The sequence below is a fragment of the Streptomyces sp. Mut1 genome (assembly GCF_030719295.1).
Lineage (GTDB): Bacteria > Actinomycetota > Actinomycetes > Streptomycetales > Streptomycetaceae > Streptomyces > Streptomyces castrisilvae.
The window spans coordinates 5459218-5485382 of record NZ_CP120997.1 but is presented as its reverse complement, the minus strand read 5'-3'; the positions used below and the strand labels follow the sequence as shown (position 1 = coordinate 5485382).

Here is a 26165-nt window from a genome sequence, read left to right as displayed (position 1 = left end):
CCGGCCGGCGGTTGCCTGCCGGGCGGGACGCGGAGGGTTCCGTGCCCCGGCCGGAAAAAACGCCGGCCACGGCGCCCCCGGGAAGAGGGCGCCGCGGACCGGCGCGGACGGCTCGCTACTTGCTGGCGGTGGCGGTCTTGCCGAAGCGGGCCTCGAAGCGGGCCACGCGGCCACCGGTGTCGAGGATCTTCTGCTTGCCCGTGTAGAACGGGTGGCACTCGGAGCAGACGTCGGCACGGATGGCGCCGCTGTCCAGCGTGGACCGGGTGGTGAACGACGCGCCACAGGTGCAGCTGACCTGCGTCTCGACGTACTGGGGGTGGATGTCGCGCTTCAAGGGTTTCTCCTAGGTTCGGGAGGGCGCCGGGTCGTACGCGCGGATTGCGCGTCCGTGAACCGGGGCCGACGTACCAGTCTGCCAGGACTGGCCGTATCTCCCAAAACCGGGGTGGACGGCCGGGTATTCCCCGGCCGTCCCGGTCACTGCACGATCTGCCCCGCGTCGCCCTTGTCGCCGGCCGACTGCTCGGTGGCGGACGCGGGAATCGGCCGGTCCCGGCGCAGCGCGTCCCACACCTGTTCGCCGGCCTTCTCCAGCGGGACGACGCGGTTGGGGTCGGCGGGGTCGTACTCGACGGGCAGGGTCACCATGTGGACGTCGTCGGAGCCGAGCCCCTTGAGGCCGGTCGCGAAGCGCGCCAGCTCGGTGACCGAGCCGAGGTCGGAGTCGGTCGTGATGGCCTTGGTGGCGGTGTCGGCGATGCCGTAGAGCTTGGTGCCGTTGAGCAGTCCCACGCTCTTGGCCTGCTGCATCAGCGCCCTGATGAAGGCCTGCTGGAGCTGGATGCGGCCGAGGTCGCTGCCGTCTCCGACGCTCTTGCGGGTGCGGACCAGGCCGAGGGACTGCTCGCCGTCCAGGGTGTGGGTGCCGGGTTCGAGGTCCAGATGGCTCGCCGGGTCGTTGATCGCCTGCTTGGTGGTGATCTCGACGCCGCCGAGCTTGTCGACGAGCTTCTTGAAGCCGGTGAAGTCGACCTCGATGTAGTGGTCCATGCGGATGCCGGACATCGATTCCACGGTCTTGACCGCGCAGGCCGGTCCGCCGACCTCGTACGCCGTGTTGAACATCGCCCGCCGCTGTCCGGCGACGGGTTCGCCGCTCTCGTCGCCCGTGCAGTCGGGCCGGGTGACGAGGGTGTCGCGCGGGATGGAGACCACACTCGCGGATTTGTGGCCCTTGTTGACGTGGACGACCATCGCGGTGTCCGAGCGGGCCGCGCCCTCGTCGGTGCCGTACTCGCCGTTGGCGCCGGAGCGGGAGTCGGAGCCGAGGACCAGGATGTCCTCGGAGCCGTTGTCGACGTTGCTGGGGCGGTCCTTGCCGAGCGCGGTGTTGATGTCGACGGCCTGGAGATTGCCGTTGAGGTGGACGTAGGCGTATCCGAGCCCCGCTCCGCCCACGACGACCACGCCGGCCAGGCTCCAGGCGGCTGTGCGGGTCGCTCTGCGGCGGCGGGAGGACTTCTTCCGGCGCTTGCCGGTGGCCCGTATTCGGCTGCTCCCGCTCTGCTCGCTCATCCGTCTCCTCGTTCCGTCGGCTGCTTCCGGCTACCCCCTGCGGTGGCGAGCGGGTGTGTGTGCCGCTTTGTCGCTGTTGTTCGTCACTCCTGGGTACGACGCGGCGGCGACAAGAAGGGTTGCACAGCCACCCGTGGCCTCCGGGTAAGCGCCGGACGGCCTCCGGGCGGGCCCGGACAGCCGGTGATCCCGCGTTCACCTGCGGTTTCGTGGCCGGTACAGACAACCGGCCGGGCGCCCGGACACGGGCGGCCGTGTGGCGAAGGTCTCGGAACGGCAACGGCGTACGGCACAGGGCCGCCCCCGCACCGGAGTGCGGGGGCGGCCCTGTGTGCTGCTGCCGGAGGGGCTACGACTAGTCGTTGTTGCCCGGGGCCGGCGTCGTCTTCTGGATCTGGAGCAGGAACTCCGCGTTGGACTGGGTCTTCTTCATCCGGTCCAGGAGCAGCTCGATGGCCTGCTGCTGGTCGAGCGCGTGCAGCACCCGGCGCAGCTTCCAGACAATCCCCAACTCCTCGCTGCCGAGCAGGATCTCCTCCTTGCGGGTGCTGGACGCGTCGACGTCCACCGCCGGGAAGATGCGCTTGTCGGAGAGCTTGCGGTCGAGCTTGAGCTCCATGTTGCCGGTGCCCTTGAACTCCTCGAAGATCACCTCGTCCATCCGCGAGCCGGTCTCGACCAGCGCGGTGGCCAGGATGGTCAGCGAGCCGCCGTCCTCGATGTTGCGCGCCGCACCGAAGAAGCGCTTCGGGGGGTAGAGCGCGGTCGAGTCGACACCACCGGACAGGATGCGGCCGGAGGCCGGGGCGGCGAGGTTGTACGCGCGTCCCAGACGGGTGATCGAGTCCAGCAGGACGACCACGTCGTGACCCAGCTCGACGAGGCGCTTGGCGCGCTCGATGGCCAGCTCGGCGACGGTGGTGTGATCCTCGGCGGGACGGTCGAAGGTCGAGGAGATGACCTCGCCCTTCACCGACCGCTGCATGTCGGTGACCTCTTCCGGACGCTCGTCCACCAGGACGACCATCAGGTGGCACTCGGGGCTGTTGACCGTGATCGCGTTGGCGATGGCCTGGAGGATCATGGTCTTACCGGTCTTCGGCGGGGCCACGATCAGCCCTCGCTGGCCCTTGCCGATGGGGGCGACCAGGTCGATGATCCGCGTCGTCAGGATGTTGGAGTCGGTCTCCAGGCGGAGCCGGTCCTGCGGGTAGAGCGGCGTCAGCTTCTGGAACTCGGGACGGCCGCGGCCGGTCTCGGGCGCCATGCCGTTGACCGAGTCGAGGCGGACCAGCGCGTTGAACTTCTCGCGGCGCTCGCCGTCCTTGGGCTGGCGCACGGCACCGGTGACGTGGTCACCCTTGCGCAGGCCGTTCTTGCGGACCTGGGCCAGCGAGACGTACACGTCGTTCGGGCCCGGCAGGTAGCCGGAGGTCCGGATGAACGCGTAGTTGTCGAGGATGTCCAGGATGCCCGCGACGGGGATCAGGACGTCGTCGTCGCTGACGGGCGGGGCGTCGCCCGCGAAGTCCTCGCGTCCGCGGCGGCCTCGGCGGTCGCGGTAGCGCCCGCGCCGGCCGCGCCGGCCGCCCTCGTCGTCGAAGCCGTCGTCCTGCGGGCCGCCGCCGCCCTGGTTCTGGCTCTGGCCCTGGCCCTGGCCGCCGCCCTGACGCCGGCCGCCCTGGCCGCCACCCTGGTCGTCGCCCTTGCCCCGGCGGTCGCGCTGACGGTCACGGCGCTCGCCGCGATCGCCGCGGTCACCCCGCTGACCGCGCTCCTGACGGTCCCCGCGGCGCCCCTCTGCGTTGTCCGCGGCGGCCTCGGCCTTGGGCTCGGAGCGGTCCTCGGCGGGAGCCTCGTGCTTCTGCTCCTGCTTCGGCTCGTCCTGCGCCCGGTCCTTGGTCTGCGTCTGCGCCTTGGCGTCCGACTTGCTCTCCGGGCTGCCCGCCTGGGCGGTCGCGCGGCGGCGACGGCGCTCGCCCGTGGGCTGCTCGTCGCTGGCCGGCTGGCCGGGGATGTCGATCTGCTGCTGGGCCGCGGCCTTGTCGGCGGGAGCGGCGGCCGGGGTCTCGTCGCCCGCGCCGGTACGCGTCTTGGAGGTCGCGCGGCGCTTCGGCTTGGTCTCCGCCGCCTCGGCGGGGGCGGCCTTGGCCTTGGGCGCGGAGGACCCGGCGCCGGCCTGGGCCTCCTTGATGACCTCGATCAGCTGGCTCTTGCGCATCCGCGCGGTGCCCTTGATACCGAGGCCGGACGCGACCTGCTGCAGCTCGGCCAGGACCATGCCCTCAAGGCCGGTGCCGGAGCGGCGGCGCCGTGCGGTGGTGCCAGTGGCAGCACCTTCGGCGGGCGCGGCGCTGTCGACGTTCTTGTCGGCAGTCACGCCCATCAGATCGGTGGTGTCGCTCACGAAGGGTCCTTCCCTGGAGCGGACGTCGGCCTTCTGGCTCGGCGACCGGTTGTGCTGTCCGGCTTCGGTCCTCGGTGGTGCGGCCCGTGCCGGGGCGGTGGTCCGCCGGGTAGAACGGCGGAGAGATGAACGTGTGCATGGGCCCGGCGCGAGCATCCCCCTGCTCGGCCCACTCCTGGACGAGCGAGGGGTGTCGTGCCGGTTCCGGAGCGTGCTCGCAACTGCTCAGGCAGGCTGCTCAGGCAGTTGGGGAGGCTCCCGGAAGAATTGGTGGTCCCGAAGGGGACACGAAGCAACGCGCCTCATGGACGTCGATTGCAGACTTGAGGTTAACACTACCGGCTCCAACAAACATTCCCCCTCTCACTCACCGGCAATCACTTCTGGGGCAGCGGTCTCCCGCTCTAGGACGCGAGCGGCAGGACGCTCGCACCCCGGGCGTCGAGAGTCAGCCGGTTGGCCGCCCACCCCTCGCCCGCCAGTCGGGCGACCTTGTCCGCCGCGCCGTCCCCGGCCAGGGCCAGCACCGTCGGTCCGGCACCGGAGATGACCGCGGGGACGCCCTCGGCGCGCAGCCGGCCCACGAGTTCCACGCTCTCGGGCATGGCCGGGGCGCGGTAGTCCTGGTGCAGCCGGTCCTCGGTGGCCGTGAGCAGCAGCTCGGGGCGCCTGGTCAGGGCCTCCACGAGGAGGGCGGCACGGCCCGCGTTGAAGGCGGCGTCGACGTGCGGGACGGTGCGCGGGAGCAGTCCGCGGGCGGTTTCGGTGAGCACCGGCTTGCCGGGTACGAAAACCACCGGAACGATGGAATCCGAGGGATCCATCCTGATGGCGCGGGCCGACGACCCGTCCATCCAGGCGAGCGTGAATCCGCCGAGCAGGCAGGCCGCGACGTTGTCGGGGTGGCCCTCGATCTCGGTCGCGAGCTCCAGCAGGGCCGCGTCGTCCAGGCGGGCGTCGCCGCCGGTCGTCACGGCGCGGGCGGCGACGATGCCGGCGCAGATGGCGGCGGAGGAGGAGCCGAGGCCGCGGCCGTGCGGGATGCGGTTGGCGCAGACGATCTCCAGGCCGCGCGGCTGTCCGCCGAGCAGGTCGAAGGCGGTGCGCAGGGACCGTACGAGCAGGTGCTTCTCGTCGCGGGGCAGGGTGTCCGCGCCCTCACCGGCGATGTCGATGTGCAGCCCGGAGTCGGCGACGCGGACGACGACGTCGTCGTACAGGCCGAGCGACAGGCCGAGGGCGTCGAAACCGGGGCCCAGGTTGGCGCTGGTCGCGGGTACGCGCACCCGGACGGCGGCGGCTCGGAAGGCGGGACCGGCCATCGCTGTGACGACTCTCCTTGTGAGGCGGCGGGGATTCGGGGCGCTGCGGCTACGGGAAATGGTTCGTGGGGAGCCGCAACGGCCCGGGGCACCCCGGCAGATGCGGCGGGGCGGGTTGGGTACAGCTTATCGAAGGAAGGTTCTGTGGCGACATAGGGCGCACAGGAGGCGCACGATGCGTGTCGCACGCCCGCGATGCGCTCTCCGGCCGGGAATGGGCTAGGGCCTGTCGTCAAATTGCCGTCGTTCGCCCGGAGGGCGGGCCGGGCGGCGTCAGGTGCGTGCTCTCGGTGTGCCGGCCCCAGGCCCTCGTACTGGACGTACTTGGGTCTGGGGCCGGTGCGGCGAGAGTGCGTGCATGGCGTCGCCCGGCAGACGGGAATTTGACGACAGGTCCTAGTGCGGCGGTATTTCTGACGATGCGTTGCCACCGTCGCGCCCCGGGGCCCGTCGTACGGACCGGGCCCCGGGTGCGCCGCGCTGTTACGCCAGGCCCAGCTTCTCGGCCGCGGTGGCCGCGTCGACCGGGACGGTGACCGGCTGCGGTGCGCCCGCGACGGCCCAGTCCGGGTCCTTGAGGCCGTTCCCGGTCACCGTGCAGACGATGCGCTGCCCGGGGTCGACCTTGCCCTCCTCGGCGGCCTTGAGCAGCCCGGCGACGGACGCGGCCGAGGCGGGCTCCACGAAGACGCCCTCCTGGGAGGCCAACAGCCGGTACGCGGAGAGGATCTGACGGTCCGTGACCTCGTCGATGAAGCCGCCCGACTCGTCCCGCGCGGCGAGCGCGTAGTTCCAGGAGGCCGGGTTGCCGATCCGGATCGCGGTGGCGATGGTCGACGGGTCCTTGACGACCTCGCCGCGCACGATGGGCGCGGAGCCGGAGGCCTGGAAGCCCCACATCCGCGGCTTGTGCGTGGAGACGCCGTCGCCCGCGTACTCGGTGTAGCCCTTCCAGTACGCGGTGATGTTGCCGGCGTTGCCGACCGGGAGTACGTGGATGTCGGGGGCGTCGCCGAGCGCGTCCACGATCTCGAACGCGGCGGTCTTCTGGCCCTCGATGCGGACCGGGTTGACCGAATTGACCAGCGCCACCGGGTAGTTGTCCGAGAGCGAGCGGGCCAGCGTCAGGCAGTCGTCGAAGTTGCCGTCGACCTGGAGGATCTTCGCGCCGTGGACGAGCGCCTGGCCCATCTTGCCGAGCGCGATCTTGCCCTGCGGCACGAGGACGGCGCAGACCATCCCGGCCCGGACCGCGTACGCGGCGGCGGAGGCGGAGGTGTTGCCGGTGGAGGCGCAGATGACGGCCTGCGCGCCCTCCTCCTTGGCCCGGGTGATGGCCATGGTCATGCCGCGGTCCTTGAAGGACCCGGTGGGGTTGGCGCCCTCGACCTTGAGGTGCACCTCGCAGCCCGTGCGCTCGGAGAGGACCTGAGCGGGGACGAGCGGCGTACCGCCCTCACGGAGCGTGACGACCGGCGTCGTGCTCGTGACCGGCAGACGGTCCCGGTACTCCTCGATGATGCCGCGCCACTGGTGGGTGCCCTTGGTGGTCATGGGTCCTTACTCCCCTTCAACACGCATGATGCTGGCGACACCGCGCACGGTGTCGAGCTTGCGCAGCGCCTCGACGGTCCCGGAGAGGGCGGCGTCGGGCGCGCGGTGGGTGACGACGACGAGGGAGGCCTCGCCGCCGGATTCCTGACTGTCCGGACGGCCCTTCTGACGGACCGTGTCGATGGATACGCCCTGCTCGGCGAAGACCGTAGCGACCTGGGCGAGCACGCCCGGTTTATCGGCCACGTCGAGGCTGATGTGGTACCGCGTGACGACGTCGCCCATGGGGCTCACCGGCAGACGCGTGTACGCGGACTCGCCGGGCCCGGGGGCCTCGTTGAGCTTGTTGCGGCAGACGGCGACGAGGTCGCCGAGGACCGCGGACGCGGTGGGCGCCCCGCCCGCGCCGGGACCGTAGAACATCAGCTGCCCGGCCGCCTCGGCCTCCACGAACACCGCGTTGTACGCCTCGCGGACCGAGGCCAGCGGGTGGCTGAGCGGGATCATCGCGGGGTGCACGCGGGCCGTCACGGACGCGCCGTCGGCGGCGCGCTCGCAGATGGCGAGGAGCTTGACCGTGCAGCCCATGCGGCGGGCGGAGGCGATGTCGGCGGCGGTGACCTCGGTGATGCCCTCGCGGTGCACGTCGCCGATCCGCACCCGGGTGTGGAAGGCGATGCCGGCCAGGATCGCGGCCTTGGCGGCGGCGTCGAAGCCCTCCACGTCGGCGGTGGGGTCGGCCTCCGCGTAGCCGAGGGCGGTGGCCTCGTCCAGCGCCTCGGAGTAGCCGGCGCCGCTGGTGTCCATCTTGTCGAGGATGAAGTTGGTGGTGCCGTTGACGATGCCGAGCACCCGGTTGACCTTGTCGCCGGCCAGGGACTCGCGCAGCGGGCGCACCAGCGGGATGGCTCCGGCGACGGCGGCCTCGTAGTAGAGGTCCCGGCCGTCGCGCTCGGCGGCGGCGTGCAGCGCGGCGCCGTCCTCGGCGAGCAGCGCCTTGTTGGCGGAGACGACGCTCGCGCCGTGCTCGAAGGCGGTGGTGATGAGCGTACGGGCGGGCTCGATGCCCCCGATGACCTCGATGACCACGTCGATGTCGCCCCGTTTGACCAGGGCGGTCGCGTCCGTGGTGATCAGTGCGGGGTCGATGCCCTCGCGCACCTTGGACGGGCGGCGCACGGCGACACCCGCGAGCTCCACCGGCGCGCCGATGCGTGCGGCGAGGTCGGCGGCGTGCGTCGTCATGATGCGCGCCACCTCTGAGCCGACCACTCCACAGCCCAGCAGCGCCACCTTCAGCGGACGCGTACGCATCATCCGACCTCGTTTCCTTTACATCTGTTGTACGGACCAGTCTCACTCACCGGACGGGCGTTCCCGCCACCCGTCCGGATCCTGAGATGTTTACGTGGCCCCGGTGGTACGGGCCGGGAAATACGGCATCAGCCGACATCGAGACGCAGGAGATCTTCCTCCGTCTCGCGCCGGACGATGACCCGCGCCGCGCCGTCCCGCACGGCGACGACCGGCGGGCGCAGGGCGTGGTTGTAGTTGCTCGCCATGGAGCGGCAGTACGCGCCGGTGGCGGGCACGGCGATCAGGTCGCCGGGGGCCAGGTCGGACGGCAGGAAGGCGTCCTTGACCACGATGTCGCCGCTCTCGCAGTGCTTGCCGACGACCCGGACGAGCATCGGCTCGGCGTCCGATGTGCGCGAGGCGAGCGTGACGCTGTACTCGGCGTCGTACAGCGCGGTGCGGATGTTGTCCGACATCCCGCCGTCCACGCTGACGTACGTCCGCAGCCCCTCCAGCGGCTTGATGGTGCCGACCTCGTAGAGCGTGAAGGCGGTCGGGCCGACGATGGCGCGGCCGGGCTCCACGGAGATGCGGGGGGTGGCGAGTCCGGCGGCCTCGCACTCGCGGGTGACGATGTCGCCGAGCGACTTGGCGATCTCGTGCGGCTCGCGCGGGTCGTCCTCGGAGGTGTACGCGATGCCGAGGCCGCCGCCGAGGTCGATCTCGGGCAGCTCGACGCCGTGCTCGTCGCGCACCTCGGCGAGCAGCTGCACGACGCGGCGGGCGGAGACCTCGAAGCCGGCCATGTCGAAGATCTGCGAGCCGATGTGGGAGTGGATGCCGATGAGTTCGAGCCCGTCCAGGGTGAGGGCGCGGCGCACCGCTTCGGCGGCCTGTCCCCCGGCCAGCGCGATACCGAACTTCTGGTCCTCGTGGGCGGTGGCGATGAACTCGTGGGTGTGCGCCTCGACGCCGACGGTCACCCGGATCTGTACGGGCTGGCGCCTGCCGAGCCGCCGCGCGGTGTGCGCGACGCGGACGATCTCCTGGAAGGAGTCGAGGACGATGCGCCCGACGCCCGCCCCGACGGCCCGCTCGATCTCCTCGACCGTCTTGTTGTTGCCGTGGAAGGCGATGCGCTCGGCCGGCATTCCGGCGTCCAGCGCGGTGGTCAGCTCGCCGCCCGAGCAGACGTCGAGGTTGAGCCCCTCCTCCTTGAGCCAGCGCACGACGGCCCGGGACAGGAACGCCTTGCCGGCGTAGAAGACGTCTGCGCCGGGCCCGAAGGCGTCGGACCAGGCGCGGCAGCGGGCCCGGAAGTCGGCCTCGTCCAGGAAGTAGGCCGGGGTGCCGAACTCCTCGGCGAGACGGGAGACTTCGATCCCGCCGACGGTCAGGGCGCCGTGCTCGTCCCGGGTGACGGTGCTGGACCACACCTTCTCGTCCAGGGCGTTGAGGTCGTCGGCGGGGGCGGTGTAGTGGCCCTCCGACATGACGTCGGCGTGACGGGGCCCGGCGGGGTGTGCGGATCGGCTCATCGTGTGGCTCTGCTCTCTCGGGTCTTCAGAGGTGTTCGGGCGCGCTGACGCCGAGCAGGGACAGGCCGCCGGCCAGCACCGTCCCGGCGGCTTCGGCGATGGCCGTCCGGGAGCGGTGGGCGGCCGAGGGTTTCTCGTCCCCGACGGGCAGCGGTGGGGCGGCGTCGTGGAAGTCGAAGAAGGCGCCCGCGACCGCTTCGAGGTGCCGGGCGAGCCGGTCGGGCGCGCGGTGCCGGGCGGCGGCGGCGAGCACGGCGGGGTGGTCGGCGAGCAGCGCGAGGAGGGCGTCGGCCCCGGTGGCGTCGAGGTCCTCGCCGTCCCCCGGGACGGCGACACCGAGCCGCCCCGCCTCCCGGACCACGGCACGGGTGCGGGCGTACGCGTAGCGGACCCGGAAGAGGGCGTTGGCCTCGGTCTGCACGATCAGCTCGGGCCCGAGGGGGGCACGGTCGTGCCCGGCGGCCCGGAGGAGGCCCCAGCGGGCGGCGTCGGGACCGAGGCGGGTGAGCAGGGCGGCGGCGGTCTCGCCGGCGGGGATGGGGCGTATCGGGGCAAGCGGCGTCCCGGGGGCGTCGGGCCCGTGGGCGGCGCCGCCGAGCGGCTGCCGGTCCGCGCCGGGCCCGGCCGGCGGCTTCCCGTACGCGTCGATGGCGACCCCGAGCCGGGCCCAGTCCGCGTCCGGCTCGCCCTCGCAGCTGAGGCGTACGACGGCCCCCCGGGCGGTCAGCAGCCGGCGGACCGCGTCGGCGGTGACGGCGGCCCGGACCTCGCGGGCGTGGACGACGCCCAGCCGCTGTCCGGCGAGGTCGTCCCCGTACCCGTACCGCTCCCCCTCCTCCCGCACCCGGTGCACGATGTCGCGGTGGGCGGCGGCGCCGGCCGACGCGTCGAGCGTGAAGTTCAGGAAGCCGGGGCCGGTGATCTCGACGCGCGAGACGCCGGGCGCTCCGGTGAGCCGGTCGCGGAGGATCTCGGCGACCTCGCGGGCGGGCAGTGCGGCGGGCCCGGCCAGTTGGAGCGCGACGGCGCTCGCGTAGTCGCCGCGACCGCCGGGCCGGGTCCTCTCCACCCGTACGCGCGCGGGCACGGGCGCGCGCAAGGCGTTCTCGCCGACCGCGCGGCGCACGGCGTGCAGCACGGTCGTGGAGAGGTCGACGGGGGTCACGGGACCAGCGTATGGGAGGGAGGGGGGCCTTTCGCGAACCGGTTTCGCCATGCGGTCAGCCATCGGGCCCGTCCGGCGGTCACGATCCCGCCGCACGGTCAGCCCGCGGCGCTCTCCGCCCGCCCGGCACCCGGCCCGCCGTCCAGGACGGGCGGCCGCCCGCGCTCCATCAGCCGCCGCACGAGCCGCACCAGCTCACTCGGTTCGAACGGCTTCGCCAGGAACGCGTCGACACCGGCCGCGACCCCGTTGTCCACCTCGTACGGCGTGCAGGCGCTGATGATCGCGAGGGGCAGATGGCCCGTGCGCGGATCGGACCGGAGTCTGGTGGCCGTCTGGAGACCGTCCAGCCGTGGCATGACGACATCGAGCGTGATGACATCGGGATGCACCCGGTGCACCAGATCCAGACACTCGACACCATCGCCCGCGGTCACGACCTCGAAGCCCTCAAGCTCAAGGTTGACCCTGATCAACTGCCGGATGACCTTGTTGTCGTCGACAACAAGCACGCGGCCGCATGCCCCTGACACCCTTCGAGAGTAGGCGGAGCGGAGGGGCTGCGTCCGGGTTTTGCCCACTTCCGTCCCACGGACGAGGGCCGCAGAGGTTGGCCGGATGTGTGTGCGACGGGCGGCCGGACCCCGCGCGATGACGCGGAATACCTGTTCACGGGCACCCCGAGGAAGCTGGTAGTGTTTCACCCGTCGCCGAGCAGCACAGCGATACGCCCCCGTAGCTCAGGGGATAGAGCATCGGCCTCCGGAGCCGGGTGCGCAGGTTCGAATCCTGCCGGGGGCACTTCGCGAGAAGTGCTAAAGAAGCCTCTGACCTGCAGAAATGCAAGTCAGAGGCTTTCTTGTTCCATGCCGGAGGATCCGTGGCCCCCGGCCCCCTTCCCCGGCTACCGCCAGGCACGGACCAGGTCCTCCGGGCCCCAGTGCGCCGCCAGAGGCAGATCGCCCGGCCCGTGCGGCAATGCGGGGGCACCTCACGAAGGCACAAAGACCCCGCCGTCAGCGGAAGAGCTGAGGTCGGGGTCTTCGCGTTCGTCCGGGCACCGACCGTCTGCCGGGGCCGACGACCGGCGGCGGAAACATCGAGGGCCGCACGTCACAACGTGCGGCCCTCTGCCCCTCAAGCGGGACCGGGATCGAAGATCTCGTGCCCGCCGACTCGACGCCACACGATATGCGGCTCACCCGCGCGGACCTCGTCCGCGTACTGCCAGGTGGCACGCCCGTCGGGCGCCCAGGTCATCTCCATGACGGGACGTGCGCCGGTGGGGAGTGGCACTCCCTGGACCGGCTTGACCCGGAGGCCGGGCCGAAACCGCCCGTTGGTCACGTCCGGCACGAACTTCTTCCGAACGCAGTCCTGGAACCGTGCCCGCTCCTCGGGGAGGAGCTTCTTGAAGTCACGGTCGAAGCGAGCGGTCGTCTCGAATGTCGGCAATGGGCCTCCCAGGGGGCGGGGTCAGTTCTCCTCGGCGAGGTGCGCGAACATCTCGTCCACGTCCTCGTGCCGGGTGGTGCGCCCGACTGCGATGTCCTCGCTCGCCTGACGCTCACCCGCCTGCCACCGCTCCGTCCAGAACCACGCCTGGTCCGTGCGGATCTTCCGCAGTCCGTGCACCTCGACGACTCCGTCGTCGTTGATGGCGAACTCAAGCTCGTCACCCGGGGAGACTCCCAGCGCCTCGCGGACCCCTGCGGGCAGCGTCAACTGCCCCTTGTCGCGTACGCCGGCATGGAACGTGGTCGCAGCCATGAGTGACCTCCCTCTCCGCACCCCGTGTCTACCTCGTGGATTCAGAGTACCTGGAGATGGAAGAAAGTGCGAGATTCCAACTTTCCTAATCCTCGACTCCCGTTCCCCGCTTTTGGCATGCGGTACCCGCAGTCCACCGTCAGAGCGGCAGGTCCAGTTCGGCCACGACCGTCTTGCCGACGCAGGCGCGGTCCAGCACCTCCCATCTGTCGGCGAGCGCGCCCACCAGGAGCAGCCCCCGGCCCTCCTCGGCGAGCGGGGCGGGCTCGGCCAGGCCCCCGGCGGGCGGGCGGCGTTCGCCCCGGGCGTCGGAGACCTCGATGCGGAGGGTGCGGCCGGCGAGCCGGACGACCAGCTCGAAGTCCCGGCCGGGGACGCGGCCGTGCGTGACGGCGTTGGCGGCGAGTTCGGCGACGAGCACGGCGACGGTGTCGGATGCCGTGGTGCCGTGCGGCACGCCCCAGGCGTCGAGCTGGTGCAGGGCGAGCCGCCGGGCGAGCCGGGCGCCGCGCGGGGTGGAGCTGAAGCGCTGGGTGAACACGCTTGCGGTGGCCGGAGCTTGGGGGGCGACCGCGATGGGCAGTGGTGTCATGCTCCCAATCTGGCGGTACGCCCACACCCCGCACCAGTGATCAGCCGCGTACTCAGGGTGAGCGTACGCACTCAGGGTGTCCGCATCAGCCCCCGGAGCCCGGCGACGCGGGCCGAGACCCCATGGGCGCCGTCCGGGGTCACGGACGGCGTGTGCGAGACCCGGCACGGGCGGCAGAGGCCGTCCGGGAGGGCGTCCGCCGGGCCGGGGCGGCCACATTCGACGCACTCCACCCGGAGCCCGCTCGCGGGGCCCGTCGCGTCCGGTAGGTGCGGCGGCATCTTGTCGGCGAGGCGGCGGCGCACCAGGCCGAGCGGGTGCCTGACGGCCTCCGGCAGCCCGGCGGTGAGCGCCGACGTCAGGTGCTCGGCGCCGACACCGCGTGCGAACCAGGCGGCGGCGAGCGGTTCCAGGGCGGCGCAGTCGGCGGCGGAGAGCGCCAGCCGGGGTTCACGGCGGCCGAGTCCGGCGAGGGCGAGGTAGGCGGCGGAGGGTGCGGCGATGGCTCCCGACTGCGGAGGTGCGGCGGCAGCTTCCGACGGCAGGGGCGCGGGCGGCTCGGGGGCGGGGCCCTCGGTGGTGGGCCGCCAGGGTACGTACACCGGCTCCGCATGCGGGGCGGCGGCCGAGCCGGAGAGCACGGTGATCCACCACTCGTTGTCGCGGGCGGTCCGGGACCAGTAGGTGTACGTCACCCACCGGCTCGTACCCTCCCCTTCGACCCGGCGTCGTACGCGGCGCAGGTGTCCGGCCACGGCGAGGGCACGCAGGGCGGAGCCGATGGCCATCTGGCCGTACAGGGGGAGGTCCTTGGCCAGCGACTTGATGTCCATGGCGGCGCCCTCGGGGAGGCGGTCGACGTAAGCCGCGACGTACCGCTCACGTTCGGGCAGGGCGGCGAAGTCGGCGGGTTGGGAGGGGCCTTGACCGGGGACGGCCTGCTTGCCGTAGCCGGAGTTGGCCGTGCGGTGCGGGCGCGGGGCTTCGGGCGCGGAGAGGGCGGGGCTAAAGTGCTGGGCAGCCATGAGATCGGTCTTTCATTGGGTGTCGATCTTGGGTCAGACCCCGGCCGGTGCGCTAACACCGCGTCGGGGTCGTTTCGTTGGGGGCACCGTAAGCAGTCGCGACTTTCCGCTGCAACTCGCTCACTATTAGTCATACTTGCTGGCCGTGACGGGGCGGGAAGGGTGGGAGGGTTTCCTTTCCCCGCCCTCCCCGCCGGATGTAAAGCACCGCTCGGATCTCGGATCTCGAAGCCCAAGGCACCCCGAACACACGGCCCGGGACCCAAGAGTCGAGACCCGAGATCCGAGACCCGAGATCCGAGCGGCGATCACCCCTCGACTTCCTTCCGGCGCCGCACCAGCCGCCAATCGCGAGCCTGCTTCGGGATGTTCGCCTCGTCCGTGGCCGGCACGGTCTCGCCCACGATGACCTGCCCGGTCGGCGCGGCGAGTTCCAGGCCGGAGAGATGCTTCTTGAGTCTCTTCGCCATGGGGAGGAAGGTCGCCAGGGTGAACCCGCCGGACACCACGGCCCCGACGACGGGAACAGCCTTCGAGACGGACTTGGCGAACGTCTGCTTCGTCATCTTGACGCCGAGATGTGCGGCGATGTTCTTCACGACCGGATAGACGACACCCTTGGTCAGCGCCTTCTGCGGCAGCTTCTTGGCGACCTCCTTGGATATCGCCTCGGCCACCTTCCCCACGGCCACGTTCGCGGACTGGGTCCCGAACATGACCCCGAAGAAGAGCGTGAGCATGCTCCTGGTCGCGTCATCGACGTCATCTTCGCCCGAGAACAGATCGGGCCAGCTGTAAAGGTAGGCGAGCTTCTGCGCGATGCGCAGCATGTGACCGACGTACTGGGCGAGATCGGCGGGCACCGTAGCCGGTATGGCGAGAGCCCCGGGAAGCCCGGTGGCTGCGGATATCGCGCTCACCTTGGCGGTTTCGTAGCGGATCGCCTCGTTCGCCACCCGTTCCAGAACGTCCACAGGGATGCCCGCCGCCGCCGGGGTCTCCTCGACCGCCTTGCGTACGTCCTCCTCCGAGCAGTGACGGCGCAATGCCGTCCGGAGGTACGCCTGCCGGTCGATCCGCACGCCCGGAAGCTTCGCCCCAGCGGCGAGGAGAGCGGAGAACCGCGACTCCGCGTTCTCGCTCGTTTTGTCCATGTCCATGGCGGGAACGTACAGGTGGTCGACGCCCCGGCACGGCACTTCGCACGCAACGCCGAAATCCCCGTTCGCACCAGGCCCGCAGCGCGTACGCTGCGTCAGCGTACGCACACGCCTGGTGGACAGTACGTAGCCCCCGCCTCGACCATGACACCGAGTCAGAAGCGGTACGACGGGGTGCAGCGCGAAAGGTGGCCACGATGGCCTACGGGAACACGGACGGCGGTACGGGATCTGCGGGCGGTACGGAGCCGGAGGCTTCGGACAGTCTGCGTACGTTCGGCGCGGTCGTCCATGCCCTACGCGAACACGCGGGCCTGAGCCGCGAGGAGTTCGGCAAACTGGTCGGCTACTCGAAGCACACGATCGCCTCCATCGAGCAGGGCCGCCGCTGGCCGGAGCGCGGCTTCGTAGAGAGCGCGGAGCCGGCCCTCGGCAACACGGGTGCCCTTCGCAAGGCCGCACCGTATCTGACCCGGCAGGCCGGTCTCGCGAGTTGGTTCGTGCAGTGGGCACGCCTGGAGGCGACGGCGATCAGCCTCTACACGTACGACTGCCGGGTGATCCCGGGCCTGTTGCAGACCGAGGCGTACGCGCGGGCCATCTCGCTCGACGTCCCACCCCTGCCGGACCCGGAGGAGCTGGAAGAGCGGATCGCGGCACGGATGGCCCGTCAAGAACTGCTGTCCGTAAACCGGAAGCCGCCTACCGCCGTCAGCTTCATCGTGGAGCAGTCGGTGCTGGAGCGACACACGGGCGGGGACGACGTCACGCGCGAACTCCTCGACCACTTGATCGAGTTGATCGAGGGAAACTGGAACGTGGAGTTTCAGATCATGCCCATGCGTCAGCCACACCACGCAGGCACGGATGGCCCGATCCTGCTGGCGGAAACGCCCGAACACCGATGGTTCGCCTACTCGGAGGGCCAGCAGAACGGGCGGCTGATCTCCGATCCGAAAGAGATCAGCATCCTCCAGCAGCGGTATGCGAAACTGCGTTCACAGGCTCTGACTCCCGAGGACTCGCTGAGCCTGCTGAAGCGAATGCGAGGAGCGCTATGAGCACGTCCGGCCTGACCTGGTTCAAGAGCAGTTACAGCGGCTCTCAGGGCGACGCCTGCGTCGAGGTGGCAATGGATTGGCACAAGTCCAGCTACAGCGGCTCGGAGGGCGACAGCTGCGTCGAGGTCGCCGCCTGCCCCGCCGCCGTCCATGTCCGGGACTCCAAGGACCAGCACAGCCCCGAACTCGCCCTCTCCCCCGCCGCGTGGGGCGAGTTCGTCACGTACGCCGCCCGGGGCTGAGCCCCAAGCCGTGCCCCGCACCGGTCGACTCCGGTGCGGGGCACAGTCATGCGCGCCGCGTCAGGCGACCGGCAACCCCGGGGCCGGGTACCCGGCCATCAGTTCCTTCACCTCGGCCCGCACCGCGCCGATCGTGGCCTCGTCGCCCGCGCGGGCAGCCGTGATCACGCGGTCGATCCACTCCGCGACGGCCGCCATCTCCGACCCGGGGACGCCCCGCGAGGTGAGCGCCGGGGTGCCGATGCGGATGCCGGAAGGGTCGAAGGGCTTGCGGGGGTCGTAGGGGACGGCGTTGTAGTTGACGACGATGCCGGCGCGGTCGAGGGCCTTGGCGGCGGTCTTGCCGGGGATGTCCTTGCTGGTGAGGTCCACCAGGAGCAGGTGGTTGTCGGTGCCGCCGGAGACCAGGTCGAAGCCCCGGGCGGCCAGTTCCCCGCCCAGTGCTCGCGCGTTGGCGACCACCCTGTGGGCGTAGGAGCAGAACGCCGGGGTGGCCGCCTCGTTCAGGGCGACGCCGATGGCGGCCGTGGTCTGGTTGTGCGGGCCGCCCTGGAGACCGGGGAAGACGGCGCGGTCCAGGGCGCGGGCGTGCTCGACGCGGCTGAGCAGCATCGCGCCGCGCGGGCCGCGCAGGGTCTTGTGGGTGGTGGTGGAGACGACGTCCACGTACGGGGCGGGCGAGGGGTGGGCGCCGCCCGCGATCAGGCCCGCGATGTGGGCGATGTCGGCGACCAGGACCGCGCCCACCTCGCGGGCGATCTCCGCGAAGCCCGCGAAGTCGATCTCGCGGGGCACGGCGGTGCCGCCGCAGAAGATCAGCTTCGGCCGCTCGGCGAGGGCCAGGTCGCGGACCTCGTCCAGGTCGACGCGGCCGGTGTCGCGGCGCACGCCGTACTGGACGCCGTTGAACCAGGTGCCGGTGGCGGAGACGCCCCAGCCGTGCGTGAGGTGGCCGCCCATCGGCAGGGACATGCCGAGCACGGTGTCGCCGGGCTTGAGGAAGGCCAGGTAGACGGCGAGGTTGGCGGGTGAGCCGGAGTACGGCTGGACGTTGGCGTGGTCCATGCCGAAGAGGGCGCGGGCGCGCTCGGCGGTGAGGGTCTCGACCTGGTCGATGACCTGCTGGCCCTCGTAGTAGCGCTTGCCGGGGTACCCCTCGGAGTACTTGTTCTGGAGCACCGTGCCGGAGGCTTCGAGCACGGCGGCGGAGACGTAGTTCTCGCTGGGGATCAGGCGCAGGGTGTCGGCCTGGAGCTGTTCCTCGGCGGCCACGAGTGCGGCGAGCTCCGGATCGGCTGCCGCCAGGGCGGGGTGGCGGGGCTGTGCGGGTACGGACGCGGTCACGGGGTTCCTCCCGGGTCGGTCGCATGGCTGCGGCGTGGACCCGGATGCCCAGGCGGACGGCTCTCCGGCATGACGCCCCCGGGCACGCCCGGGGTGTGCCGCTCCCTCGTGGTCGATTCCACTGAGCACCCCGCGCGGGGATGCGCGCCAGTCGCGGCGTCTCGCACTTTACCGGGCGGACGTACACCGACCAAGGCCCCATTCCCGGTACCGGCGGCCTCTCGCGGCACTATGGTCACTCAGGCGCACGCATATGCCTGCGACATATGCGAAACACCTCGATGCGACGCGGGATTCGGCAATCGGCCGCAGTCGGCCGCCGCGGGCCCGGGTATCGAGCGCACGTACGGAAAGGATGTCTGTGGAAGTCGGCACTCGGCTGTCCGGAGGGGAACGCATGCGGGGGCACGAGCACACCAACAACGATCTGAGCGGTACGGTGCACGGCTTCGTGGTGCAGGCGAGAAACGTGGACGGCGGCATCCATGTGTCGGGCGCCGCCCCACGGGAAGAGGTGCCGCCGCCCTGGCAGTTACCGCCCTCGGTCCGCATCACGGACCGGACGGACGAACTCCGCACCCTTGAGGCGCACCGCTGCCGGGCCGCGGAGGGCGGCCACTCCACGCTGGCGGCGGTGAGCGGGCTGGGCGGGGTGGGGAAGACCGCGGTCGCGCTGGCCTGGCTGCACGCCCTGCGCCCGGACTTCCCCGGTGGTCAGCTGTACGCCGACCTGGGCGCCCAGGCACCGGGCGGGCCCGTCGACCCCGGCGAGGTGGTGGGGCGGTTCCTGCGGGCGCTCGGCGTCCCCACCGGCCAGGTACCGCCGACGCTGGGCGAACGGGTCGCGCTCTACCGGTCGTTGACCGCTGACCGGCGGCTCGTGGTCCTGCTCGACGACGCCGCGACCGCGGCCCAGGTACGGCCCCTGTTACCCGCGGGGCGGTGTGTGACGGCGGTGACCAGCCGTCGGCGGATGTCGGGGCTGAGCCTCGACGGGGGCCATGTGCTCCACCTGGAACCCCTCTCCACCGAGGCCGCGGTGGAACTGCTCGACGCGACCCTCGCCGACGGCCGGGTCGCCGCCCAGCCCGAGGAGGCGCGGGCTCTCGTCCTGCTCTGCGCGGGCCTGCCGCTCGCGGTACGCATCGCCGGGGCGCGGCTGGCGGCCCGCCCCCGGCAGGGCATCACCGCGATGGTCCGCGCCCTGTCCGAGGAGCACGAGCGGCTGAGGGCCCTGGCGATAGAGGGCGACCACGACGTACGGGCGGCGCTGGACCTCTCCTACCAGAGCCTGCCCACCACGGCCGCCCGCCTCTACCGGCTGCTGGGGCTCCACCCGGGCCGGGAGTTCGGCGCCCCGGTGGCACACGCGCTGCTGGGCGGGGATGCCGTCGAGGCGCTCGACGCGCTGCACGACGCGAATCTGCTTGTCGACATCGCCGGGTCGTCGGGCGGCGAGCGCTACCGGTTCCACGATCTGGTGCGGCTGCACGCCGCCGCGCGGGCGGCGCAGGAGGAGAGCGGCGAGGAACGGGCCGCGGCCCTGCTCCGCATCGGTCACCACTATCTCGCCAATACCCGCCGGGCCGAGGAGATCATCGAGCCGGGACGCTCGCTCCCCGCGCCGGACCCCGAGCCGGAGCCCGGCGTCCGGGAGGACCTCGGCCCGGTGGGCGGGCAGACGGGGCCGGAGGCCGCGCTGGACTGGCTGGAGCGGGAACTGCCCAACCTGATGGCGGTGATCCGCCTCGCGCGCCCGATGGGCGCCCCGGAACTCGCCTGGGGGCTCACCGACGCGCTGTGGCCGCTGTTCCCGCGCCGCAAGCTCTACGGGGAGTGGCGCGAGTCGCACGAGGAGGGGCTGCTCGCCGCCGAGGAGGCGGGGAACGAGGAGGCCGTCTGCCGGATGCTCACCTCCGGGGCCCTGGGGAAGCTCGCCACGGGGGACCACGCCGAGGGGCTCGCCATGTTCGAGCGGGCCTCCGCCTCCTTCCTGGCGCGCGGCGACGCCCTCGGGCACGCCCGGACGCTGAACTACCGGGGTCTGGCCCATCGGCGGCTCGGGCGGCTCGACCGCGCGGCCGAGCTGTTCGCCCGCGCCGCGACCGGGCTTCCCGCCTGCGGGGATCTCCGGGCCGGTGCGCTGGCCCGGTTCAATCTGGCCGATGTCGCCCTGGCCGAGGAGCGGTACGAGGACGCCGTCGTCAACGCCGAGGCCGCCCGCCTCGCTCTGGAGGCGGCCGGCGACACGTACAACGCGGCGCGGGCCGCCGGTCTGACCGGGCGGGCCTGCGTGGGGCTGGGCAGGCTCGCCCGAGCGGAGTCGGAGCTGTCGGCGGCGCTGTCCGCGCTCCAGGCGGAGGGGGCCGGATTCGAGGCCGCCCACGTGCTCGGAGCCCTGGCCCGGCTCTCCGAGCGGCGCGGGCAGCCCCAGCAGGCCCGGCGGTACTACAGCAGGGCGCTGTCCCTGTACGCCTCAGCCGGCCGGTCGCGGTCGGCGGAGGCGGACGAGGCGCGGGCACGGCTCGGCGCCCTGGAGCCGGCGGAGACGGAGCCCGGGGCTCCGGACGCCGAGGCCCCGGGTGCGGCCGGCCCCGAGGACGTGCGGGACGGCGGGGACGCCGGCCCGTAGCCGCGTACGGTCCTGACGACCCGGATGGCGGCCGGGTCGAATCCGTCCGGGTCCAGGCCAGCCACCAGCCAGACGTGCGCGACCGAGGCCCAGACCGCCCAGGACTGTGCCGGCCATCCCCGGCCGTGGACCAGCAGCCGTGGCCGGCCGCCGCACCGCAGCCAGCAGTGGTTCCCCCGGTACACGGCCACCACCAGGGCGCCGGGGTGGCGGTCGGCGAGTCCGGCCGCGTACCGGACGGGGCCCTCGTACCGCGCATGCCCCGTCAGGAGGTCCCCGGCGGAGGGGAGTTCCGCCACCAGGACGTCGGCCAGCAGCGGCATCGGGGGCGGCGTGGCGAACCGGACGCGCAGATGCTCGTCGACGTCCCGCAGCGCGCGGCCGGCCTGCAGCACGGTGGCTCCGGTACGGCGGACGCCCCGCTGCTGGACGTCCTCGGTGAGACGCACCGTCGTCGCGCCCATCAGGCCGGCCCGCGTTCGCCGGGCCGCACGGTGACCGGCAGTGGGGCATGGTCCGTATGCGGCCGGGCCGCGGGGGCGCGCAGTCGGAGCTTGCGGTAGATCAGGGCGCGCATCCTGACGGCGAACCGCCCCGGCTCCGAGGTGATCCGGGCCGCCACCTGTTCGTAGCGCTCGGCGCGGTGGGCCGAGGCGGCGCGGGCGAGCTGGCGGTCCAGGGGGCGGCCGGTGTGCAGTCTGGGGGCGAAGGAGGCCAGTTCGGCGGCGGGCGAGGCGGGGTCCAGGTCGCCCTCCGGGTCACTGCCCATGAAGACGGGAACGCCGGTCATGGCCCCGTAGAGGGTGAGCGAACCGTGGTCCCCGACGATGTGGTCGGCGGCCACCAGCGCCCCGACCCAGTCGGCGTACTGGCTGATCAGCAACAGCCCGGAGCGTCCGAACCCCGCGAGCCAGCTGCGTATCTGCCAGGCGCCGTGGGCGTTCCAGACGTGCGGGTGGAGCAGGAGGGCGACCCGGAAGCCGTCCCGGGGCAGCTCCGCGACCAGTCGTTCCAGCAGTTCCCACTGCCGGCCGAGGAGGGAACCCGGCCCCCAGGTGGAGCAGGCCGTCACCAGTCGCTGCCGCGGCCCGACGCCCAGGGCGTCGCGGTAGAGGGCCCGTTGGGGCAGGCTCGCCGTGATCCGGTCGAAGCAGGGGTCGCCGACCACCTCGGCCGCGGGCAGGGCCTCGGGGCATTCACGGCCGAGCCGCGTCATGTCCTCGTGGTGGGCGAGCACGATCGATTCGGGCACCAGCCGGCCGTCCTGGATCAGCCACTGCCGGTCGAGTCCGTAGATCCCGCGTCCGGCGACCGGGCGGCCGCGCCGGCCGGCGGGGATCAGCTTGTTGTGCCCGGCGCCGTGCGGCAGCACGATCACCGGGGCGTGCAGTTCGCCCAGTCCGCCGTGGGCCGCGGCCAGTGCCAGATCGAACGGCGTCTGCACCGCCTGGTGCCAGGGCAGCACGAGGCCGCCCAGCTGTTCCAGGAAGTGGTCCACCCCGTGGCTGAACACGTCGGGCGCCTGAGTGAAGAACACCTGCAACCGCGCGTCGCCCTCCAGCAGACGTACGGCTTCGAGCAGTCGTTGCCCCGCGGTGACCGTGTGCACCACGGCCAGCACTCTCCTGCGGGTCCGCCGGGTGGCCCAGCGGTCGACGTCCAGGCGCACAGGCACGAGAGGCCGGTGCGCGTCCGGCATGGTCAAGCTCATCTGATCAGTCCCCGTTTCGTCGCCGCGGACCGGCGGCCCGCGAGGGCCGCGACTGGTGGCGGCCCGGCACGCTTCTGCCCAGGGACGTGGACGGACGGCTTGCAGGAATCCTGCGTTCCAGCTGTACGAAGAAATGCGCCGCGTCATGCGCCCCGGACACGCCCCTGTGCGCTCTGGTCCGGGTCGATGGGTCAGGGAAGAGTGGACGGTTCCGCACAGACGTGCGGACGCTGCCGACGGCGGCAGGAAGTGGCGCACCCATCGGGGGCGATATGGATCTTCTTGCTCTGGGACCTCTCGAACTGTGGCACGGGGAACAGCAGCACATGCTCGGTTCGGTGAAACACCGCGCCGTGCTCGCGGTTCTGGTACACGCGCGCGGGGAACCCGTCGCCGTGGACACGTTGATGGAGCGGGTCTGGGGCGACGAGCCCCCGCTCAAGGGCCCCACCACGCTCCAGACCTACCTCTCCAAACTGCGCGGCTGTCTGCGCGACGCGGTGGGGCCGCTCGTGCAGGTGGACCACGTGCCGCCCCGGCTGTACCGGCTCCGGATGAACGAACCGGACGACCTGGACCTGATCCGCTTCCAGCGGTTTCGCACCGAGGCCGCCGCGGCGGCGGAAGAGGGCCGGACGGACTGGGCGATCGGTCTGCTGCGTCTCGCCGAGAGCATGTGGCGGGGCGAGCCGCTGGCGGAGAACTCCGGAGAGTGGGCGGCGTCGGTGCGCGCCCGCCTGCTGGAGGACCACCGCCATGTACGCGAGGAGCGCATCCGGCTGGAGCTGGAGCTCGGGCACCATGCCGATCTCATCGGTGAGCTGCGGGAACTGGCGGCGGAGAGCCCGCTGGCCGAGGGGATCATCGGCTCCCTGATGCTGGCGCTCCACCGCAGCGGCAGGCACAGCGAGGCGCTGGAGCTGTACCGGACGACGCACGCCCGGCTGCGCGAGGCGCTGGGCATGGAACCCGGGCCCGGTCTGCGGACACTCCATCAGCGGATTCTGGAACAGGACCGGGCCCTGACGCGGCCCGAGGTGGTCGCCGCCACCGCCGGGCCCCCGCCCGAGCCCCCCTCTCCCCCGCCCGCGCGCCCTGTGGCCGGCCCCCCGGTACGTAACAACCTCCCCCGTGACACCCGGGACTTCACCGGCCGCACCCGGGAGCTGGCGCTCCTGCGCGAAGGGCTCGACGGCGCCGACGAGTACGCGCTGCCGCTCACGGTGCTGCACGGAATGCCCGGTATCGGCAAGACCGCGCTGGCGGTGCACGCGGCGCACCGGCTGGCCGACGCGTATCCGGACGGTCAGCTGTACGTGGATCTGCACGGGTTCAGCGGGCGGCGGCCCTTCGACCCGGCGGAGGCCCTGGCGCTCCTGCTGCACGCGGCCGGCGCGGGCGCCGCGATACCGGCCACCCTCGATGAGCGGGCGGCCAAGTGGCGGGAGTGGACGGCGTGCCACCGGGTGCTGGTGGTCCTCGACAACGCGCGGGACGCCGCCCAGGTCAGATCGCTGTTGCCCGGCTCGGCCGGCTGCATGGCGATCGTGACGAGCCGCAACCGGCTCTCCGCGCTGGACGGGGCGACCTCCCTGCTCGTGGACGCGCTGCCGGCCCGGGAGGCGGCGGCCCTGTTCACCCGCGTGGCGGGCACCGCCCGTACGGCGCGTGATCCGGAGGCGCTGCGGCTGCTCGTGGAGGCATGCGGCCGCCATCCGCTGGCCACGACCCTGCTGGCCGGACGGTTCCGGCACCGGGAGATCTGGGACCTGCGCCACCTCCTGGACCGTCTGGCGCAGTCGAGCGATCCGCTGGACGAACTCGACGAAGAGGTGTTCGTCTCCGCGTTCCGGTTCTCCTACGCGGAGCTGGCTCCCGGCACCCGCAGGCTGCTGCGCCTGCTGGCGCTGCACCCCGGCCCCGACATCACGGCCGCGGCGGCAGCCGCGCTGGCGGGAGACCAGTCCGGTCCCCGGCCCGGCGGCGGAGCCGGGGGCGCGCGGCGCAGCATAGAGGAGCTACTGGACTGCCACCTCCTGACCGAGCCGGCGCTCGGCCGCTACCAGCTCCACGACCTCACCCGGGCTTTCGCGCTCCGCATGTCCACGGCCACGGACTCTCAGAACGCGCGCGGCGCGGCCGTCGGCAGGCTCCTCGGGTACTACCTCACTTCCGCGCACCGGGCCCACCGCCTCACCCACCCGCGCCGGCGGACGCTGGAGCCCGAGCACCCGTCGGTGTACGCGGCCGAGTTCGACGACGACGCGCAGGCGACGGTCTGGCTGAACGCCGAGCGGGCCAACCTGCTGGCCGCCGCCCGTACCGCCGCCGCCGAGGGCACGGAGCACGCGCCCCTCTTCCCGCACGCGCTGGCCCCCTCCTTACGGATCTGGGGCAGCTGGGCGGTCACCAACGAGCTGTACGGCGCGGCCGTGGAAGCGCTGCGCCCCCGGGGGAACCCGGTACTGCTGGCGCAGACACTGGTGGAGGCGGCGGACGTGCTGGCTCAGACAGGGCCCGGGGAGGCGCTGAGCTGCGCCGCGGAGGCGCTGACGCTGTTCCAGGGCCTGAACGACCTCGCGGGGTGCGCCGACAGCTCCTTCCAGGCGAGCCGCGCCCACCTGGGCGCCGGCCACACCGGTCCTGCGCTGCACATGGTGGACCGGGCGCTGGCGCTCTACCGCGGCCTTGGGGACGTGTACGGCGAGGCGGACTGCCTCAACGTCGAGGGGGCGGCGCTGTATTACGAGGGCCGGTACGACGAGGCGCTCGTCCGGGCGCGCGTCACACTCCGGATCCACGAAGGCACGGGGGACCTGCTGGGGCAGACCCGCGCACACAACAACATCGGCGAGATCCACCAGCTCCAGGGGCGCATCGAGCAGGCCCGCGACCACCTCGAACGGTCGCGGATACTGGCCCACCTGCACAGCGGGGCGCAAGAACTGGCCATCCTGGACACCAACATGGGCGCGGTGCACCAGGCCATGGGAGACACCCAGCAGGCGCTGGCGGGCTTCCGTCGGGCACTGGAGAGCCACCGGGCCCGGGGGGACGCGCTGGGCGAGGCGAACGCGCTGATCAGCATGGGTGCCGCGCTCACCGCGAACGGTGACAGCGCGGAAGCGCTGCTCCACTTCACCTGGGCGGAGGAGGTCGCGCGCAGGATCGGCAGCGCCTACGAACGCACCAGGGCCCTGCTCGGGGTGGCCGACGTACATCGCTCGACGGGCCGGCCGGAGGCGGCCCTGGAGGTCTACGGACAGGCGCTGGCCCTGGCCGAACACACCGGCGCCCGCCCCGCCGCGGCGCGGGCGCTGGCCGGTCTCGCGCGCGCGGCCCTGAGCACGCGCCGCGACCGCCTGGCCCTGGAGTACGCGGGAAGGGCGGAGGAGGTGTACCGGAGTCTGGGCGCCGAGGCCGAGGCGGAGAACCTTCGGCGGCTGCTCCAGGAGGACGAGAAGAGGGCCGGTGACTGAGCCTCGCTCAGGCGCCGGCCCGTTCAGCCGTGATGCGGGTCAACCGCCGGCCGCCTGCCTCGTCCGGGCAGGCGCGGTCACCACATCCACTGGAGCAGATTCAGCATTGAGGGTACAACTTTCTTTGGTCTGGGCTTAGTTGGGCGTCATTTCGATGCCGGAGGACCGACGCAGCGATCATGGCACGAACTCACGCCGAAAGAATCCGTACTTGATCACTCGTTTGAGTGATTCCTGCGGAATCACCCCAGGAACTCCCCCCGCAGACAGGCACTTTCACCGCCAATAC

At 72.2% G+C, this 26165-nt stretch carries 20 protein-coding genes and 1 tRNA gene; 5 read left to right on the top strand and 16 right to left on the bottom strand.

Features of this window, described 5'->3' with window-relative positions:
* Positions 1–115: 115 nt before the first annotated feature.
* From rpmE to P8A18_RS23955, 9 genes are all read right to left on the bottom strand, one after another.
* Positions 116–337, bottom strand: a complete 222-nt coding sequence (gene rpmE / locus P8A18_RS23995; protein ID WP_018550033.1) for a 50S ribosomal protein L31 — start codon at positions 335–337, stop codon at positions 116–118.
* A gap of 143 nt (positions 338–480) precedes the next feature.
* Positions 481–1578: an LCP family protein gene (locus P8A18_RS23990; RefSeq protein ID WP_306057492.1), complete on the bottom strand. Its 1098-nt coding sequence runs from the start codon at positions 1576–1578 to the stop codon at positions 481–483.
* A 355-nt stretch (positions 1579–1933) separates the two neighbouring features.
* A complete protein-coding gene (gene rho / locus P8A18_RS23985) occupies positions 1934–3985 on the bottom strand; it encodes a transcription termination factor Rho (protein ID WP_306057490.1) in 2052 nt (683 codons plus the stop codon).
* A gap of 404 nt (positions 3986–4389) precedes the next feature.
* Positions 4390–5307 (bottom strand): homoserine kinase, encoded by a 918-nt coding sequence (gene thrB, locus P8A18_RS23980; RefSeq protein ID WP_306057488.1) that lies wholly within the window; start codon positions 5305–5307, stop codon positions 4390–4392.
* Positions 5308–5790: 483 nt separating this feature from the next.
* Complete coding sequence (gene thrC, locus P8A18_RS23975) at positions 5791–6861, bottom strand: threonine synthase (protein ID WP_018550029.1); 1071 nt, start codon at positions 6859–6861, stop codon at positions 5791–5793.
* A 6-nt stretch (positions 6862–6867) separates the two neighbouring features.
* Positions 6868–8178 (bottom strand): homoserine dehydrogenase, encoded by a 1311-nt coding sequence (locus P8A18_RS23970; protein ID WP_018550028.1) that lies wholly within the window; start codon positions 8176–8178, stop codon positions 6868–6870.
* 125 nt (positions 8179–8303) lie between these two features.
* On the bottom strand, positions 8304–9695 hold the full coding sequence (gene lysA, locus P8A18_RS23965) for a diaminopimelate decarboxylase (protein WP_306057486.1): 1392 nt from the start codon (positions 9693–9695) through the stop codon (positions 8304–8306).
* A 25-nt stretch (positions 9696–9720) separates the two neighbouring features.
* Positions 9721–10860 (bottom strand): ArgS-related anticodon-binding protein NrtL, encoded by a 1140-nt coding sequence (gene nrtL, locus P8A18_RS23960; protein ID WP_306057484.1) that lies wholly within the window; start codon positions 10858–10860, stop codon positions 9721–9723.
* Positions 10861–10958: 98 nt separating this feature from the next.
* Positions 10959–11372, bottom strand: coding sequence for a response regulator transcription factor (locus P8A18_RS23955; RefSeq protein ID WP_018550025.1), 414 nt, complete (start codon positions 11370–11372; stop codon positions 10959–10961).
* Between the two features lie 217 nt (positions 11373–11589).
* Between P8A18_RS23955 and P8A18_RS23950 the strand changes: the two genes are divergently transcribed.
* A tRNA-Arg gene (locus P8A18_RS23950) sits at positions 11590–11661 on the top strand.
* A 336-nt stretch (positions 11662–11997) separates the two neighbouring features.
* Here P8A18_RS23950 and P8A18_RS23945 read toward each other — a convergent pair.
* The 5 genes from P8A18_RS23945 to P8A18_RS23925 all read right to left on the bottom strand — a co-directional run bounded on the left by P8A18_RS23945 (position 11998) and on the right by P8A18_RS23925 (position 15407).
* Positions 11998–12315 (bottom strand): hypothetical protein, encoded by a 318-nt coding sequence (locus tag P8A18_RS23945; protein WP_306057482.1) that lies wholly within the window; start codon positions 12313–12315, stop codon positions 11998–12000.
* Between the two features lie 21 nt (positions 12316–12336).
* Positions 12337–12630, bottom strand: a complete 294-nt coding sequence (locus P8A18_RS23940; RefSeq protein ID WP_306057480.1) for an AbrB/MazE/SpoVT family DNA-binding domain-containing protein — start codon at positions 12628–12630, stop codon at positions 12337–12339.
* A 139-nt stretch (positions 12631–12769) separates the two neighbouring features.
* On the bottom strand, positions 12770–13222 hold the full coding sequence (locus P8A18_RS23935) for an ATP-binding protein (RefSeq protein WP_306057479.1): 453 nt from the start codon (positions 13220–13222) through the stop codon (positions 12770–12772).
* 71 nt (positions 13223–13293) lie between these two features.
* Positions 13294–14247, bottom strand: a complete 954-nt coding sequence (locus tag P8A18_RS23930; protein ID WP_306057477.1) for a MarR family transcriptional regulator — start codon at positions 14245–14247, stop codon at positions 13294–13296.
* A 308-nt stretch (positions 14248–14555) separates the two neighbouring features.
* A complete protein-coding gene (locus P8A18_RS23925) occupies positions 14556–15407 on the bottom strand; it encodes an EcsC family protein (protein ID WP_306057476.1) in 852 nt (283 codons plus the stop codon).
* Positions 15408–15604: 197 nt separating this feature from the next.
* On the opposite strand from P8A18_RS23925, the gene P8A18_RS23920 reads away from it, so the two are divergent.
* Entirely contained in the window at positions 15605–16468 is an 864-nt protein-coding gene (locus P8A18_RS23920) for a helix-turn-helix domain-containing protein (protein WP_306057473.1), read from the top strand.
* Positions 16465–16710, top strand: a complete 246-nt coding sequence (locus P8A18_RS23915) for a DUF397 domain-containing protein (protein WP_306057471.1) — start codon at positions 16465–16467, stop codon at positions 16708–16710. The genes P8A18_RS23920 and P8A18_RS23915 overlap by 4 nt, the downstream gene beginning before the upstream one ends.
* A 60-nt stretch (positions 16711–16770) precedes the next feature.
* Here P8A18_RS23915 and glyA read toward each other — a convergent pair whose 3' ends face one another.
* Entirely contained in the window at positions 16771–18054 is a 1284-nt protein-coding gene (gene glyA / locus P8A18_RS23910; RefSeq protein ID WP_306057470.1) for a serine hydroxymethyltransferase, read from the bottom strand.
* A gap of 397 nt (positions 18055–18451) precedes the next feature.
* On the opposite strand from glyA, the gene P8A18_RS23905 reads away from it, so the two are divergent.
* Positions 18452–20686, top strand: a complete 2235-nt coding sequence (locus P8A18_RS23905) for an ATP-binding protein (RefSeq protein WP_306057468.1) — start codon at positions 18452–18454, stop codon at positions 20684–20686.
* A gap of 463 nt (positions 20687–21149) precedes the next feature.
* Here P8A18_RS23905 and P8A18_RS23900 read toward each other — a convergent pair whose 3' ends face one another.
* Positions 21150–22397: a hypothetical protein gene (locus P8A18_RS23900; RefSeq protein WP_306057464.1), complete on the bottom strand. Its 1248-nt coding sequence runs from the start codon at positions 22395–22397 to the stop codon at positions 21150–21152.
* A 272-nt stretch (positions 22398–22669) separates the two neighbouring features.
* Between P8A18_RS23900 and P8A18_RS23895 the strand changes: the two genes are divergently transcribed.
* Positions 22670–25876 (top strand): AfsR/SARP family transcriptional regulator, encoded by a 3207-nt coding sequence (locus P8A18_RS23895; protein WP_306057463.1) that lies wholly within the window; start codon positions 22670–22672, stop codon positions 25874–25876.
* The last annotated feature ends 289 nt before the right edge of the window (positions 25877–26165 follow it).

What these genes read in the sequence shown, in the direction of transcription:
- P8A18_RS23900 (WP_306057464.1), bottom strand. Translation starts at nt 22,397, where the DNA reads ATGAGCTTGACCATGCCGGACGCGCACCGGCCTCTCGTGCCTGTGCGC.
- lysA (WP_306057486.1), bottom strand. Translation starts at nt 9,695, where the DNA reads ATGAGCCGATCCGCACACCCCGCCGGGCCCCGTCACGCCGACGTCATG.
- P8A18_RS23895 (WP_306057463.1), top strand. Translation starts at nt 22,670, where the DNA reads ATGGATCTTCTTGCTCTGGGACCTCTCGAACTGTGGCACGGGGAACAG.
- P8A18_RS23925 (WP_306057476.1), bottom strand. Translation starts at nt 15,407, where the DNA reads ATGGACATGGACAAAACGAGCGAGAACGCGGAGTCGCGGTTCTCCGCT.
- thrB (WP_306057488.1), bottom strand. Translation starts at nt 5,307, where the DNA reads ATGGCCGGTCCCGCCTTCCGAGCCGCCGCCGTCCGGGTGCGCGTACCC.
- P8A18_RS23920 (WP_306057473.1), top strand. Translation starts at nt 15,605, where the DNA reads ATGGCCTACGGGAACACGGACGGCGGTACGGGATCTGCGGGCGGTACG.
- P8A18_RS23940 (WP_306057480.1), bottom strand. Translation starts at nt 12,630, where the DNA reads ATGGCTGCGACCACGTTCCATGCCGGCGTACGCGACAAGGGGCAGTTG.
- P8A18_RS23970 (WP_018550028.1), bottom strand. Translation starts at nt 8,178, where the DNA reads ATGATGCGTACGCGTCCGCTGAAGGTGGCGCTGCTGGGCTGTGGAGTG.
- P8A18_RS23935 (WP_306057479.1), bottom strand. Translation starts at nt 13,222, where the DNA reads ATGACACCACTGCCCATCGCGGTCGCCCCCCAAGCTCCGGCCACCGCA.
- P8A18_RS23905 (WP_306057468.1), top strand. Translation starts at nt 18,452, where the DNA reads ATGCGGGGGCACGAGCACACCAACAACGATCTGAGCGGTACGGTGCAC.
- P8A18_RS23915 (WP_306057471.1), top strand. Translation starts at nt 16,465, where the DNA reads ATGAGCACGTCCGGCCTGACCTGGTTCAAGAGCAGTTACAGCGGCTCT.
- P8A18_RS23990 (WP_306057492.1), bottom strand. Translation starts at nt 1,578, where the DNA reads ATGAGCGAGCAGAGCGGGAGCAGCCGAATACGGGCCACCGGCAAGCGC.
- thrC (WP_018550029.1), bottom strand. Translation starts at nt 6,861, where the DNA reads ATGACCACCAAGGGCACCCACCAGTGGCGCGGCATCATCGAGGAGTAC.
- P8A18_RS23930 (WP_306057477.1), bottom strand. Translation starts at nt 14,247, where the DNA reads ATGGCTGCCCAGCACTTTAGCCCCGCCCTCTCCGCGCCCGAAGCCCCG.